The organism is Pseudoflavonifractor sp. 524-17, from assembly GCF_009935845.1.
Taxonomy (GTDB): Bacteria; Bacillota; Clostridia; order Oscillospirales; family Oscillospiraceae; genus Pseudoflavonifractor_A.
In genome coordinates this window covers 16,639-31,225 of the sequence record NZ_QWEK01000043.1, presented here as the reverse complement: position 1 = coordinate 31,225, position 14,587 = coordinate 16,639, and the positions used below count along the sequence as shown (strand labels likewise).

At 57.4% G+C, this 14,587-nt stretch carries 17 protein-coding genes and 2 pseudogenes; 8 read left to right on the top strand and 11 right to left on the bottom strand.

What is annotated here, in order from left to right; genetic code table 11:
- Positions 1-197: 197 nt before the first annotated feature.
- The 4 genes from D1159_RS14315 (at position 198) to D1159_RS14300 (ending at position 5,629) form a co-directional block, all read left to right on the top strand.
- On the top strand, positions 198-1,166 hold the full coding sequence (locus tag D1159_RS14315) for a LacI family DNA-binding transcriptional regulator (RefSeq protein WP_161846330.1): 969 nt from the start codon (positions 198-200) through the stop codon (positions 1,164-1,166).
- 117 nt (positions 1,167-1,283) lie between these two features.
- On the top strand, positions 1,284-3,161 hold the full coding sequence (locus D1159_RS14310) for a PTS transporter subunit IIBCA (RefSeq protein WP_161846329.1): 1,878 nt from the start codon (positions 1,284-1,286) through the stop codon (positions 3,159-3,161).
- A 27-nt stretch (positions 3,162-3,188) separates the two neighbouring features.
- Entirely contained in the window at positions 3,189-4,667 is a 1,479-nt protein-coding gene (locus D1159_RS14305) for a glycoside hydrolase family 32 protein (protein ID WP_161846328.1), read from the top strand.
- A 128-nt stretch (positions 4,668-4,795) separates the two neighbouring features.
- Positions 4,796-5,629, top strand: coding sequence for an MBL fold metallo-hydrolase (locus tag D1159_RS14300; RefSeq protein WP_161846327.1), 834 nt, complete (start codon positions 4,796-4,798; stop codon positions 5,627-5,629).
- Between the two features lie 66 nt (positions 5,630-5,695).
- Here D1159_RS14300 and D1159_RS19250 read toward each other — a convergent pair whose 3' ends face one another.
- The 10 genes and pseudogenes from D1159_RS19250 to D1159_RS14270 all read right to left on the bottom strand — a co-directional run bounded on the left by D1159_RS19250 (position 5,696) and on the right by D1159_RS14270 (position 12,204).
- Positions 5,696-5,884: a hypothetical protein gene (locus tag D1159_RS19250; RefSeq protein WP_202621097.1), complete on the bottom strand. Its 189-nt coding sequence runs from the start codon at positions 5,882-5,884 to the stop codon at positions 5,696-5,698.
- Positions 5,885-6,004: 120 nt separating this feature from the next.
- Positions 6,005-6,412 carry a M3 family metallopeptidase gene (locus D1159_RS19245; RefSeq protein WP_347563703.1) on the bottom strand — a complete coding sequence of 136 codons (408 nt, stop codon included), beginning with the start codon at positions 6,410-6,412 and terminating at the stop codon, positions 6,005-6,007.
- Between the two features lie 238 nt (positions 6,413-6,650).
- Positions 6,651-6,923, bottom strand: a pseudogene (locus D1159_RS20255) (ABC transporter permease subunit); the annotation flags it as partial.
- A 372-nt stretch (positions 6,924-7,295) separates the two neighbouring features.
- Positions 7,296-8,015: an ABC transporter permease gene (locus D1159_RS14290; protein ID WP_243152304.1), complete on the bottom strand. Its 720-nt coding sequence runs from the start codon at positions 8,013-8,015 to the stop codon at positions 7,296-7,298.
- A gap of 41 nt (positions 8,016-8,056) precedes the next feature.
- Positions 8,057-8,602 carry a hypothetical protein gene (locus D1159_RS19760; RefSeq protein WP_243152303.1) on the bottom strand — a complete coding sequence of 182 codons (546 nt, stop codon included), beginning with the start codon at positions 8,600-8,602 and terminating at the stop codon, positions 8,057-8,059.
- A 27-nt stretch (positions 8,603-8,629) separates the two neighbouring features.
- A complete protein-coding gene (locus D1159_RS19755) occupies positions 8,630-9,112 on the bottom strand; it encodes a peptidase dimerization domain-containing protein (RefSeq protein WP_347563702.1) in 483 nt (160 codons plus the stop codon).
- A complete protein-coding gene (locus tag D1159_RS19750) occupies positions 9,109-9,525 on the bottom strand; it encodes a hypothetical protein (RefSeq protein ID WP_243152302.1) in 417 nt (138 codons plus the stop codon). The genes D1159_RS19755 and D1159_RS19750 overlap by 4 nt, the downstream gene beginning before the upstream one ends.
- 13 nt (positions 9,526-9,538) lie before the next feature.
- Entirely contained in the window at positions 9,539-10,939 is a 1,401-nt protein-coding gene (locus D1159_RS14280) for an amidohydrolase (protein ID WP_161846326.1), read from the bottom strand.
- A gap of 481 nt (positions 10,940-11,420) precedes the next feature.
- Entirely contained in the window at positions 11,421-11,642 is a 222-nt protein-coding gene (locus D1159_RS19745) for a hypothetical protein (RefSeq protein WP_243152301.1), read from the bottom strand.
- A 313-nt stretch (positions 11,643-11,955) separates the two neighbouring features.
- Positions 11,956-12,204, bottom strand: coding sequence for a hypothetical protein (locus D1159_RS14270; protein ID WP_161846324.1), 249 nt, complete (start codon positions 12,202-12,204; stop codon positions 11,956-11,958).
- A gap of 410 nt (positions 12,205-12,614) precedes the next feature.
- Between D1159_RS14270 and D1159_RS14265 the strand changes: the two genes are divergently transcribed.
- From D1159_RS14265 to D1159_RS20250, 4 genes and pseudogenes are all read left to right on the top strand, one after another.
- On the top strand, positions 12,615-12,818 hold the full coding sequence (locus D1159_RS14265; protein ID WP_161846323.1) for a hypothetical protein: 204 nt from the start codon (positions 12,615-12,617) through the stop codon (positions 12,816-12,818).
- Between the two features lie 425 nt (positions 12,819-13,243).
- Positions 13,244-13,423 (top strand): hypothetical protein, encoded by a 180-nt coding sequence (locus D1159_RS14260; protein ID WP_161846322.1) that lies wholly within the window; start codon positions 13,244-13,246, stop codon positions 13,421-13,423.
- Between the two features lie 63 nt (positions 13,424-13,486).
- Positions 13,487-13,795: pseudogene (locus tag D1159_RS14255) on the top strand (recombinase family protein); the annotation flags it as partial.
- 96 nt (positions 13,796-13,891) lie between these two features.
- Positions 13,892-14,287: a TnpV protein gene (locus D1159_RS20250; protein WP_202621095.1), complete on the top strand. Its 396-nt coding sequence runs from the start codon at positions 13,892-13,894 to the stop codon at positions 14,285-14,287.
- On the opposite strand, the gene D1159_RS14245 is transcribed toward D1159_RS20250, so the two are convergent.
- Positions 14,188-14,574 (bottom strand): hypothetical protein, encoded by a 387-nt coding sequence (locus D1159_RS14245; RefSeq protein WP_161846321.1) that lies wholly within the window; start codon positions 14,572-14,574, stop codon positions 14,188-14,190. The two genes, D1159_RS20250 and D1159_RS14245, sit on opposite strands and share 100 nt — an antisense overlap.
- Positions 14,575-14,587 lie beyond the last annotated feature (13 nt).

Genomic DNA, 14,587 nt, shown 5'->3' with positions numbered 1-14,587 from the left:
TCATGTCTTTTCATGCGCTCCATTTTATCAGCTCGGCACTTTACACACAATCCCTTAGTTTTAAAACAGACTCTAGAGTCTGGCGATACAGCTAAAAAAATACCTGAATTTTTATGCGCTCTGCGAATTGATCTGCGATTTAGGCTGTGTTATCTTATAAATATCCTTTGAGAATACGAATTCACACGGTATTGCCTATGATTACAATGACTGAAATTGCAAAACTGACACACGTCTCCCAGCCTACTGTTTCCCGGGTACTCAACGGCAGCCAAACTGTAGCGCCGGATATTCGGGAGCGTGTGCTGGCCTGCGCCAGGGAGCACGACTATCAGTTCAACGCCCTGGCAAAAGGATTGCAGGGCAGCAAGACCCAGCTTTTCGGCGTACTGGTCACAGACATTTCCAACGGCTTCTTTGCCGATTTGGTCAAGCAGATTGAGACAGCGGCCCGGAAAAGCGGGTACAGCATTATTCTGTTCAACAGCGATTACAATCCCCGGAATGAGCGCGAGTATTTAGATGTTGTCCGCCGCTATCGGGTGGACGGCGTTCTGGCCGTCCCCATCCGGGAGACCAGCCCTGAGTGGCGGGAGTACGTAAAAAAGCTTGACGTACCTGTTGTGACCGTCACTCGCCGGGCAGAGGGTCTGGACTCAGTCTATGTGGACCATTTCCAGGCCGGGGCTATGGTAGCAGAATACCTGCTGGGGCGGGACTTCCGGCGTTTCCTGTTTATCGGAAAGGATTATGACGGAAAGTACACCGGCTTCCGCCAGGCTCTTGCTCAGACGGGCTTTGATGCCTGGACCTCCAATATCGTCTATCAGGATGACACCCAGCTGCATCAGGCTTTGGCGGCCTGGGTACATCAGTTGCCGGACCGGGGGGCAGTTTTTGCCGGTAATGACATCTATGCCCTGCGGGTTCTGGATGCGCTCCGCAGCCTGGGCGTCTCCGTTCCGGAAGAGGTTGGGGTAATCGGCTTTGATAATACCTCTATGGGCGGTTACCTCAATCCCAGGCTGAGCAGTGTATCTCAGCCCATCGCCCAGATGGCTCAGGAGGCTGTGGCGCGGCTGCTGGACCGGATCCAGCACCCCGGACAGCAGGAGCTTTTCGACCACCCTCTTTCCGCTGAACTGGTACTTCGGGAAAGCACATAAAAAGGGCGACATTTTGTTGTCCTTTTTTCGACCGCAAAGAGAATACGTATTCACGCAGAGTATTTTGTCGCTCACCCTGTACAAGGGTCAAAATAGAACAAGAAAGGAACGTACGCTATGGACTACAGGAAGACAGCGCAGGAAATTTATGAAAAGGGGGGCGCGAAAGAGAATCTGGTCTCCGCTGCCCACTGCGCCACCCGGCTGCGGCTGGTTCTGGCGGACAACGCCAAGTGTGACGCCAAGGCCGTGGAGGACATCGACGGGGTTAAAGGCGTATTCAGCGCCTCAGGCCAGCTCCAGATCATTCTGGGCACCGGCACGGTGAACAAGGTGTACGACGAGTTTATCGCCGTTTCCGGCCTCACCGCCGCCACTAAGGAGGAGGTCAAAGCCGCGGCGGCCGCCAAGCAGAATCTCTTCAAGCGCGCCATCAAAACCCTGGGCGACATCTTTGTTCCCATTATTCCCGCCATTGTGGCCAGCGGCTTCCTTATGGGCATCATGGAAGCCCTGAACTTCATGGTGAACAACGATTTTCTAAGCATCAACACCTCCGGCTCCATCTTCGTCTTCGCCAACCTTTTTGCCAATACAGCATACGTATTCCTGCCCATTCTCATCGCCTACAGCGCCGCCAAGGCCTTCGGCGGCAATCCATATCTGGGGGCGGTCATCGGTATGCTGATGATCCATCCCGACCTGCAAAACGCCTGGACCGTGGCCACCCAGGGGGTGCTCAAAACCCAGAGCGTCTGGTTCGGGCTGTATGAAGTGGACCTGGTGGGCTATCAGGGCCATGTCATCCCGGTCATCATCGCCGTCTGGGTGATGTGCTTCATTGAAAAGCGCCTGCATAAGGCCGTCCCCGCCATGTTTGACCTGTTTGTCACCCCCCTGGTCAGCGTCTTTGTCACCGGCTACCTGACCTACTCTGTCATCGGTCCCATCTTCGTCACCATCGAGAACAGCATCATCGGCGGTATTCAGACCCTGCTTACCCTGCCTCTGGGCCTGGGCAGTCTCCTGATGGGCGGTTTGTACTCCACCACTGTGGTGGCCGGCATTCACCATATGTACACCGTTATTGATATGGGCCAGCTCAGCGCCTACGGCTTTACCTACTGGCTCCCTCTGGCCTCGGCGGCCAATATGGCTCAGGGCGCGGCCACTTTAGCCGTGGCGCTGAAGACCAAAAATCAAAAGACCAAGTCCGTCGCCCTGCCCTCCGCATTCTCCTGCTTCATGGGCATCACCGAACCCGCTATTTTCGGCGTCAACCTGCGCCACTTCAAGCCCTTTGTCTGCGGCGCCATCGGCGGCGCGGCAGGCGCCATGTATGCCTCCATCGTGGGCTTGGGCGCCAGCGGAACCGGTGTTACCGGCCTGTTCGGACTGCTCCTCTGCCTCCACAGCCCCATCCATTACATTATCATGGGCGCCATTGCCATCGGTGTATCCTTCACCCTGACCTGGATGTTCGGCTATAAGGACGCCGCTCCGGCGGAGAAGAAGGCCCTGCGGTCTGACCGCCCCGCCGTCTCATGCCAGCCCGGCGCAGTGTACGCCCCTGTGGCCGGCACCGTGATCCCCTCCGAGGAAATTCCCGACGAGACCTTTGCCGCCGGCGTCCTGGGCCAAGGCGTTGGCATCCAGCCCGCAGACGGCCTGGTGGTCGCCCCCTTTGACGGGGAGATCGCCTCTGTCACGGACACCTGCCACGCGGTGGGCATTACCTCCCCCGACGGCATGGAGCTGCTCATCCATGTAGGTGTAGACACAGTCGCCATGAACGGCGATGGTTTTACATGCTTTGTCCAGGAGGGCCAGCAGGTAAAGGCGGGGGATCGGCTCATCGCCTTCGACCGGGCTAAAATTGCCGCCGCCAGCCATCCTGATGTGGTCGTGGTGCTGGTGACCAACTCTGACGACTATGAAACGCTCTCCATTCAGACCGGAGCGTGTAAGACGCTGGACAAAGTGATTCAGGTTTGATACGATAAGAAAAAGGTGGTACTGCCTATGCCTTTCCCACAGCTGAGACAAGCACGCTCCTATGAGGCGGCCCAAGGCGCCGCCCTCTCCCCCGAACAGCGCCCGCTGTTCCATCTGACCCCCACAGCGGGTTGGCTCAACGACCCCAACGGCTTCTCTGTCTACCGGGGAGAGTACCACCTCTTTTACCAGTACCATCCCTACTGCACAGCCTGGGGCCCGATGCATTGGGGGCACTGCAAATCAAAGGATCTGCTCCATTGGGAGCGCCTGCCTGCCGCCCTGGCCCCCGACCAGCCCTACGACCAGGACGGCTGCTTCTCCGGCTCCGCCGCAGAAACCCCCGATGGGCGGCATGTTTTGATGTACACCGGCGTTCAGAAAGACGCCGGACAGGAGTATCAGACCCAGTGTATCGCCATTGGCGACGGCATCAACTATGAAAAGCACCGGAACAATCCGGTCATCACCGGGGACCAGCTCCCCTCGGGGAGCTGCACCCACGATTTCCGCGATCCAAAGCTCTGGCGTGAGGGAGCCCGATGGTTCGCCGCAGCGGGCAGCCGGACAGAGGACGGCAGCGGCGCGATCCTTCTGTACACCTCTTTTGACCTGGAACACTGGACCCTGGAGGGTATGCTGGATCGCTCCCGAAATCAGTGGGGCAGAATGTGGGAATGTCCCGACTTTTTTCAGCTGGACGGCCAAGCTGTACTGTTGGTCTCCCCCCAGGAGCTGGTCCCCCCCGACCCGCGCTTTCAAAGTGGATATGAGTCCCTCTGCCTGCTGGGCAGCTGGGACAGGGAGACAAATCAGTTCACCCGCCGCAGCGTCCTTCCTATCGACCAGGGGTTGGACTTCTATGCCCCCCAGACGCTGCTGGCGCCGGACGGACGCCGGATTATAGTGGCCTGGATGCAGAACTGGAGCACTGCTAAATGTGTGCCTGAAGGGCAGACTTGGTTCGGTCAGATGACCCTCCCCCGGGAGCTGCATCTTCAAGACGGACGGCTGATCCAACGGCCCATTCGGGAATTGGAGCGCTGGCGCGGGGAATGCACCGCCTATGAAGGGCTGGCGGTCTCCGGAGACGCAGCCTTCCCCGGGATTTCCGGCCGGACCTTGGATTTAACCCTCCGGCTCCAGGTCCAAAGCGGGACATTTACCCTGAAATTTGCTCAGGATGAACACCATTTTACCGCGCTCCTCTTCCAGCCGGACCACAATCTTCTCACCCTGGATCGCGCCCGCTCCGCTCTTCCCAACGGACAGGTCCCCCGCCGCAGCGTCCCCGTCCGCGCCCGGAAGGGGCAGCTGGATCTGCGCCTGATTCTAGACCGCTTTTCTGTGGAGGTCTTTGTCAACGGCGGCGAACAGGTCCTCTCTGCCACCCTCTATACACCCCAGGAGGCGGACCGGATCTCCTTCTGCGCCCAGGGACAGACCCTTATGGATATCCAGCAGTACCGTCTGGCGCCCAGCCTCTATCCGGACCGGCGGAGATAGGCCGGATAGCTGGACTGAGCTGACGTACAGAACCTGCCATAACACCCTGTGTGAAATGGCTTTGCCCCGCCGCTGAGGCGCAGCGGCTTTAGATGTGAAACAACCCCTTAGAAAAGGAGGGTTCCCGATTGAACATCCGCTATTTAGGCACCGCTGCCGCTGAGGGCTGGCCTGCTCTGTTCTGTTCCTGTCCCATCTGCACACACGCCCGGGCGCAGGGCGGCAAAAACCTGCGCACCCGTACCCAGGCCATCCTGAACGGCGAGCTGCTCATTGATTTTCCCCCGGACACCTACTGCCACGCCCTGCAATACGGTCTGGAGCTGTCCAAGGTCCGCACGCTGCTGGTCACCCACAGCCACATGGACCACTGGTTCCCCACCGACCTCATCCACCGCCATGAACACTTTGGCCATGGGGCAACCGGCACGTTAGAGGTCTATGGCAACCAGGCTGTAAAGGATGCCTTTGATGCCCATATTCTCATTGACCGCTTTCAATCTCATCCCATCGACGGCGTGGTGAACGTTCACGTCATCTGCGGCGGCGACCGTATCCAGGTCAACGGATGGGAGATCACTGCCGTTCCTGCCGACCACGATAAGCGGGAGGAGTGCCTGGTCTACATCTGCAAAAAGGACGGAAAAACGATCTTCTACGGCCACGACACCGGCGTCAATCTGAGTCCCCGGGCCTGGGCGCTTATTACGGCGGAACGCTATGATCTTGTCAGCCTGGACGCGACCATGGGGAAAAAGGCTGTCCCAGGATACCACATGGGCTTGCCCAACGACGAGGACATGTTCCAGAGGCTCACCGAGCTGGGCTGCGTGGATGAGCACACAGTAAAGGTAATCAACCATTTCAGCCATAACGGTGAGATGACTCACGAGCAGTTAACCGCCTGGGGCGCTGAACGAAATATTTTAGCGGCTTATGACGGCATGGGACTTGAATTTTAACAAAATCCGGGGCGGTAAGGGAAATCCTTCCCTTGCCGTCCCGGATTTTTAAGTATTTCGGCTATCTCATCTCTTACACTGTTCACACCCTTTGCGCAAAATCTCCCTGGCGCAGGCGGTCGCCCGGGCCACGGCACCCGCCTCAAAGTGATTGGAGAGCCCTGCCGTCCGCAGGGTGTCCAGATAGCCCTTGCTGCCCCCCAGCCGGCACAGCCGGAGATAGTCCTGCCACGCCGCCTCCGGCTGCTGGGCCATCTTCTGCTTGAACTCCAGAGCTCCCATAGTAGTCAGGGTATAGTTGATGTAGTAGAAGGGGTAGAGAACGATATGCAGCTTGTGATACCAATCGCCCCCCGTTCCATAAATTTGCCGTCCTCATACTGCCGCCAGGGCATATATTTCCGCTCCAGCTTCCGCCACTCCAAAGTGCGGCTCCCTGGGGGTCAGCTCCGGGCAGCTGTAGCAGATATGCTGGAATTCGTCCACGGCCACGCCAAAGGGGACGAAGGTAATCGCCTCCTGAAGATAGGAAAAACGGAACTTATCCGCCTGATCGCCAAAAAACCACCCTGCGTAGGGATAGGCGAACTGCTCCATGGACATGGAGTGGATTTCTGAGATATCAGTCGACTTGGCGAAAAAGTCTTTGATTGGCTGGCTGCGCATAGTCAGATAGCTGGCAAAGGCATGGCCCAGCTCGTGGGTCAGCACCTGCACATCGCCGCTCGTCCCGTTGAAGCAGGAGAAGACAAAGGGCGCTTTTCGACTGGGAAGACTGGCCATATACCCTGCTGCCGCCGCAGTCAAGGCGTCCGCATCCCCCGTGGGATCCAGTGCGTCGCGCACCCCTTCGCCCACAAAGTTCAGGCACACAATGGTCACCATCAGGCACACACCCGCCGGCACCCACTGCCACCAGCGGTTGGTCAGTACGTTCAGGTTTTTGGCCGCCTGGATAATGTTGCCCCAGGAAGCTCAGCGCCGACTCGGTAAGCATGGCATCGGAGATCCGGAACGCCAAAGACACCCACAGCGGCGCAATGGAGTTGGGCAGCACGATTTTAAAGATGATCTTAAAGTCGCTGCTGCCAATGGCCCGCTCCGCCTCTACAAACTCCCGGCCGCGCACGGACAGCACATTTCCATAGATCAGTTTGGCCACCGCCGGCCAGCGGAGCACTCCGATCGTCGTAATGAGCAGCGGGACCAGCGGAACCTTGGTGCCAAGCACTGCCACAATCACCAGATTGAGCACAATGGCCGGGAAGGAGAGAAAGATATCCGCGCTGCGCATAATCAAGGTCTCCACCTTGCCCCGGTAGTAGCCGGCAACCAGCCCCAAGGGCAGACCCACCAGGACACTGACAATGGTGGCCCCCAGGCCGATGGTCATGGATACCCGGCCGCCGGTAAGTAGGCGGGCCAGCAGGTCCCGGCCCACGTCGTCCGTCCCCAGAAGATATGCGGCAGTGGCGGGACTGCTGAAAGCCGTCTTGTTCGTGGTAATGGGGTCCAGACCCAGCAGGGCGGGGACCAGCAGCACCGCGGCAACCTCCAGCACCAGAATAAAGAAAGCGATGACCGCCAGTTTATGCTTGGAAAAGTTGTGGATAAAGCCGTCCTTTTGGGACATTTCCTGCTTTTTCGGCATGTTCTCCACCTCTCTTTAGTCAAACCGGATCTTGGGATCCAGATAGGTGCAGAGCAGATCGATCAGCAGGTTGGCGATGAGCACCGCCGCGGCAATCAGCACCGTGCCCTCCCCCAGGCCCTTGGCCCGGGCAGTCTTTACATATTCCTCGTTCATCACGTCCAGCATACTGCCCCGGGTCTGCTTGATATAGGTACCCATCATGCGGATCACCGTCACCGACACCGGCAGCACCAGGTGGAGGGCCAGATCTCCCAGCCCGCCGCCCCCGCTGGAGTGCATTCCCATGGCCGGCAGTACTCCCAGGCGCACGGAAAACAGATACAAGGCCACCAGGGCTACAAAGAAGCTGGGTGTGGACGCGCCGATAAACGCCAGGAAGGAGGAGGCAGTATCCCATGCGGAGTATGGCTTCAGCGACGCCATAATGCCCAAGAGCACCGCGATGAGCAGCGCGATCACCAGAGAGGTGAGGGTGAGAATCAAGGTGGGGCCAATCCGCTCCCGCACCAGGTTCCAGACCGGCTGGTTGGTGCGGCTGGAGATGCCGAAATCCCCCCGCAGCATGTTGCCCAGCCATATGCCATAGCGCACAATCACAGGCTTGTCCAGTCCGTATTGGATCCGCAGCTCCTGCTCCGCCTCGGGAGTCAGGCCGCCGGCGGCCTTAATCAGGTCCACCGGACTGCCCGGCGCCGCGTTGGACAGGAGAAATACCGCTGCTGTAATTACCAAAAAGGTGGGAATCGCCTATAGTAACCGTTTTAAGATGTATTTCAGCATATGCTACCTCCGCTCAGCGTCCGGCTCAGATTGCTTTGGGGGGCACGGCATCCTCTGGCAGAGGGCAGCTGTAAACACCGCCGTTTTTCTCCATAAACTCCCCTCGGACCCGGGCCAGAATGTCCCCATCCTCCATCACGCGGACCGTTGCCAGAGCCATCACTTTTCCGGCGATGAGCATTCCCTTGCGGCCAATGGGGGATTTTCATCTGGGCCGCCATCTGCCAGGAGTGAAACTGGGTTCCCAGGGCGTTGGCCGCCACATTCAGCTTCGCTGTGGGCACCACAAAGCTCACATCGCCCACGTCCGTGGCGCCGAACACATTTGTCACCTGGTCCGGCAGGTACTCCCCCACAATGGTGTCCAGGGGACGCTCCAGCTTTTCCTCCAGCTGCCCTCTCCCGTAGCGCTCCAGGATCATGGCCCGTCCCGCCGCCTTTTCGCTGTCGGTGAGGGAGTCTGTAAACCCCTTGGCCAGGGCGTAGTCCACCTCATCCCACACCGGAGCGCCGATCTCGTGAAACGCCTCATCCAGCACCCGGGCAGGGTCACATTCTATACAAACTCAGAGTAGGCCCCCAGTCCGAGCCGTCACTGTGGTGCCGCTCATCAAAGCCGCGCCTTGGGCAATCTTGTCAAGCCGTTCAAAGGTCTCCGTCACCTGGGTAATGTACGGCGCCCGGACGATATACTTCAGTGCCGCGTGGGCTTGGACAATATTGGGCGCGGATCCGCCGGCGTCCTGATAGGCATAGTGCATTCTCACGTCCGTGGGGATATGCTCCCGCAGATAATTGGCCCCCACATTCATCAGCTCACAGGCGTCCAGGGCGCTGCGGCCCAGGTGGGGGGCGGCACCGGCGTGGGCGGCTACCCCTTTGAACTCGTACACCTTGGAGGAGGTGGCGGCCATATGGTTGGACCGCATCTGGTTAATGGAGCCCGGATGCCAGGTGTAGACAAAGTCCACCCCCTTGAAAATGCCGTCCCGGGCCATGAAGGTCTTTCCGCCGCCCCCTTCTTCCGCCGGGGTGCCGAAATAGATCACCGTCCCCGGCCGGACTCCTTTAAATACTCCTTGATGGCAATGGCCGCAGCCAGGGTTCCCGCACCCAGGAGGTTATGGCCGCAGCCGTGGCCGTAGGCTCCGTCCTTCACCGGGCATTTTTCCGGCCGTCCGGCCTGCTGGCTCAGACCCGGCAGGGCGTCAAACTCTCCCAAAATGCCCACCACAGGGTGTCCGCTGTCCCACACGCCCTGAAAGGCGGTGTCCATACGGTCCAGCCCCCGGGTCACGGCAAACCCCTCTTCCTCCAGGCCCTTTATCAGAATATTCACCGACTGAAACTCCTGAAATCCCCCCTCGGGGCAGTCCCAGATGGCATCGCTGATGGCGATGAGGCGCTCCGCCCGCCGGTCTACCGCTTCTTCTATCAAGCGTTTTGCATGTTCTGCCGCCATTGAAAATTCCTCCTTAAAAAATCGTACCCAGGTCCGTTCCCCCAATCCGCTCCAGCCGCTTCGCCTGGGCGCCCTGGAGCAGCGCCGGTGTTTCATACACGCGGATTGCCGCTAGGCTCAGGATCTTCGCCGCGCAGGCAATCCCCTTCTCAGCAATGGAGGAGGCCGCCATCCCCGTCATAAACCAGGAGTAAGCCGGCGTCCCCAGGGCGGCGCAGGCCACCCGCATAGAGGCCGTGGACGCCGCGTATCCCACGTCCCCCACATCGGAGGAGGCCCCGCTCTTCTTGCAGACTTCTGGGTCGAAGGGCTCCACTGTGGTGTCCAATGGGTGATCCCTGATCTCCACCGGCGGTGTCCCTGGATACTTCCGCCGGACCAGCTCCTCCAGCGTCCGGGCCGCGGCCCCGCCGTATTGGGCCTGAAAGGCCCTTGCCAAGTCATAGTCCTCCCGCTCCCACCGGGGCGCTCCCACAGCCATCGCCGCGCCGCTCAATATCTGGGCCACCGCATTGTTCTGGAACCGATCTGCGCAGCCGCTCTGGGGAAGGATCTCCACCTGTGTCCCCGTCATCTGGGCCGCGCCCCGGGCACAGGCGGTGACCCGCTCCAAAATTTCCTTGACCTCACTCAGCCGCGGGGCCCGGACTACATAGCTCAGAGCGGCCTGTTCTTCTGTCCCCTTCAGCGGGTCAGTATAGGCGTAGTGGATGCGCGCGTCGGGAGAAACGTGTTTGCGCAGATAGTTGACGCCAACGTTCATCAATTCACAGGCATCCGCCGCCGGACTCACCTCCCCCCGCGCCCGGGGTCTTTTTAGATGAAACACCGCTTGAAATCCCTGCATAGCCGCTAACTGGGTATTTGGTACGCCGGTCTCTCCCCCGGGATGCCAGGCAAAGACGCAGTCTACGTCGTCAAAGGCCCCGCTCCGGGCCATCAGCGGCTTGATTCCGTCGCTCTCCTCGCTGCAGCAGCCATAGTACCGGATTGTCCCCTGGCAGTCCGCTTCCTCTAAATAGCGGCGGACTATCAGCGCCGCAGCCAGGGACCCGCTCCCCAAAGCGCAGTGTCCGCAGCCGTGACCAAACCCGCTTCCCGCTACCGGGGCGGGCTCCGGCACCCCCGCCGCCTGGCTTAACCCCGGCAGCGCGTCGTATTCTCCTAAAAAGCCGATTACCGGACCGCCAGATCCATAGGAGGCAATAAACCCGGTGGGCCGGCCGCATACGTCCTCTTCTACGGAAAAGCCGTATTCTCTCAGTACCTGGACTAAAAGGGCTGCAGATTGATACTCCTGCCCCGACAGCTCTGCATAGGTCCAGATCGCCCGGTTTACCTGTGAAATCAGAGGCATGAGCTGACAGCAGCACCTTTCTACCCAGTCCAACGCCTGCTCTGCTTCCGTCCCCATCCACATTTCCTCCCAATATCCGGAAAATTATCTGCAATTCCCCTATCACTCGGCATGTGTTCCGCTCTATATCTATCTAATATATAGTTTAATGGAACACCTGGGGAAAAGCATATGGCACCAGAACATATTTTTCTCTGCAAATTCAAAATCAGTTGTGCATTCGAACATTCCCCGCCGGCGGTTTCCGAAATTTTCACAAAAACATCTTTGGGTCTATCAAACCTCTTTGGAACTGTAAGAAAGGCGGTCAAAGCTGCCAGTGCCAGCGATTAGGTCTTGTTTGATAACTGGCAGGGACGACAACAACGCCATACGGAATGCCTGCAACCCCAGCTATCATGAGATTTTGGGGCGTCTGCTTTGAAAAAAGGCGCCCTGACCGTTGCCGTAGAAGGGTTTGCGGCAACGGTCAGGGCGCCCTTTTTCGCTCCAGAGGCAGTTATGGCAGATCCCCGTTTTCCTGCGGCTCTGCCGGTACTTATTCCACGGAAAATGCACAATCCGGGTAGGGGGATTTTTGATCCGCATCCTTCAGCTGGCGCACCATATTGCAGTTTCTTCCTGAGATGAAGTTGAAAGAAATATTCCGGTTTTTCTGGGTGGCAAAGAAAGCGTTGATGATCTGGGGGATAAACTCCACGCTGATGCTGGTAATATAGCCCAGGTTAATGGTAGGGGGCAGCATCTGCTCCAGCGCCACAGTTCCCTTTGATACCTCGTTGAGTGCGTCCTGGGGGCGCAGGGGAGGAAGACCTCTCCATATTGAGACAGCAACGCTTGCTTACCCTGCTTCTCAAACAGCGGTACATTCAGCTCTTTTTCCAGCTCAGACAGTGCGTAACTCAGGCTTGACTGGGATACATACAGGGATTCCGCCGCCTTTGTATCGGTACATTTGCCATAGTACAGAAATAACGCAGCTGCTGAAGCGTCATCGCCTTCTCCTTTCTCCACTCAAGTCAATCTCTGCCGCAAACTGTAGTTTTATACATCATATCACAGCATTTTTGTATCTATAAATCAAATACAGGCAAGTCCGCTTTTGTCCTTATCTGCTGGGAGCCCGGGAAATCGGCGATCTGGGCCTCGCCGCCGGCAAAATCGCCATGGAGCGGGGCCTGGAGCCCTCCAATCCCCAGACCCCCGGCGCCAATTACCTGCCGCAAAAAGTGTGGCACATTTTTCTTCTTCGTATTACTTAATACGCCAGCAGCAGCAAAACATAATGCATATTTGTTCAGAGATGACCCAGCCAGCTTCACAGAGCACACGCTTCAAATCAAGAGTTTCCTTATTGATATAAATGCGCTTACATTTCCCCACGCATTCATTATTACCGGGACTCAGCCCGTTGAAGAATCATTTTTCTCGCAGGTTGGCAGTGCGTATTGCTGCACAATTTATCCAAGGAGGGCTGCGGACTGAGCAAGGAAGACTTGCCCTGTCCGCGACGTCTGAGCAGCTGCCGGATAGAATAAATCTTCTTCTCACAAAGCTCGTCTAACTTTTGGGGGCACCGCGCCAAAACAAACGAGAAAATTTTCAACCGCCGTTTGCCGCTCTCTGCGCTCCGCATTCTTTTCGTTAAAATTCCGCTTCTTTTTTAAAAAATGATTGACATTTAACTCCATGTATTTTATAGTAAAAATATCTTGTTGTGGAGGTTTCTATTATGCCAGGAAGAAGAAGAAGCGTAGAAGAGCGGGTAGCCATTCTCGAGGAAAAGATTTCCAAGAAAACCGCAGAAATCGAGGTACTTGAGGCGCAGAAGCAAAAGCTACTCCATCCCATTACCATGAAATCTGTCATGGTACAGGCCAAACAGGCAGGGCTTACTCCAGAGGAGATTGCCGAACGGCTGGGCCTTGAAATTTAAGGCAAACAAATACCGCTGTAATGCGCGGATAAATGATGACTGGCGATATCTTTCCGGATATCGCCAGTCATCATTTTTGTCTGGTAAGTCACAAAACGTGCAGAAACTCTTTTTCAACAGGTCAGAGCAGGACGCCTTTGTCTGCCCTTAATGCAGCTGGCATACCGATTCAATTCACCGGTACTGGCTTTGCCAGCGGAGAGGAACTCTGCTGGCAAAGCCCCCTGTCTGACAGGGATTACAAGAAGATCGGGAGCGCCAGACAGGGAAGGATGGCTAACCGAGACGCAGTATCACCGGTTGTGGATGCTTTATGCCGCATAGCACCGGCACATCCTGGCGCCGCTGTTTTTCACCGCGGCCGAATATGGACAACCTATATTTTCATAATAAGTAATATGATATTACAGAAATGAGGGGTCTTTATGAAACAATCGGCGGCATCCCGTCACATTCCATCCACTTCTTATAAAGAGGTCCGCATCGGCAGAACGCTGTACCGCGTCACCAGTGTATTTACCGGTGAGAAAGACCTGGGCGAAACATTGGAGGCGCTGGCCATCCGCCGGGCAATGGCGGAACTGTCTCCCTTCCCTGCCGAGTAAGAAGCTATTCCATTCGCCAAGACATATTGATTTGCCAGTCAAAACTGCCGGGAGGTAACCAAAATGTCGGAACACACATACAATGTCGGCATTTATTGCAGACTGAGCAACGATGACGAGCGCGATGGGGAGTCTGTCAGCATTGAAAACCAAAAGCTGCTGCTCCGCCGGTATGTTCAGGAGCGGGGCTGGAACGAGGTAGATACATACGTCGATGACGGATACTCTGGGACAAACTTCCAGCGCCCAGGTGTCCAGCGGCTAATCGCGGACGCAAAGGCCGGACGGATCAACGTAATACTCGTTAAGGATCTCTCCCGGTTTGGCAGAAATTATATCGAGTTCGGCCAATATACCGAAAAGATGTTCCCTCCCAACACTTTTATGAAGTCAGCCAAGCGTGATTGAATTGCAGGGAAATTCAATATACAGGAGGGATAAATTATAGAGAAGTCGTTTTTTGAGCAAATGGGTGGCACCTATCATCAGGAGGGCGATTATTTTCTGCCTGATTTACTCCCACCTGAAAGTATTCCAGTTGGCATCTGGGGAGAACGGCGGGGACACTACTTGAAAACGCATCGGGAACTTACAGCTCCCGGCCTGCTTATGCCGCTCTTGTTCGTCAGCCATCACTGGCGGGCCTCCTTGCGAAGCGGCTCTCAACTACAGTTAATAAAAGCGCTAGCCTGCGGATGGACTGCTGAGCGCGAATGCGGGGGCGGAGCCCCCGCATTCGCGCTCTTTCCGAAATCTTCGGCGCTCTATTGCGGGGTTCTGTTCCCTGTCAGGCGGCGGGCCAGGGCGTCGGCGGCGTCTTGGGCCAGAGAGAGGAACACGGAGATCTGTCCGGGCTCAATGTGATCGACGTGGATGCCGCCGCTGACCAGAACAGTGCAGTCCAGCTGTTTGGCCAGGCGCTCGGCGGTCTGCTTGACCAGAATATCCTCCTTGTGACTGGGCAGCACCAACACCGACGCGCTGGCCCCGATGGCGCCGTCAGCATGGCGGTAAGGGGCACCCAGGGCGGCGGCACCCAGGTGCGGGCGATCCCCGCCGGTGATGGTGACATTCCAGTCCCGGCCCATGGGCTGGGCGGTAAGCCGGACTGTCAAGCCGTCCTGGGTGCGCTCCAGCTGAATCAAGTCCATACAGCAACACTCC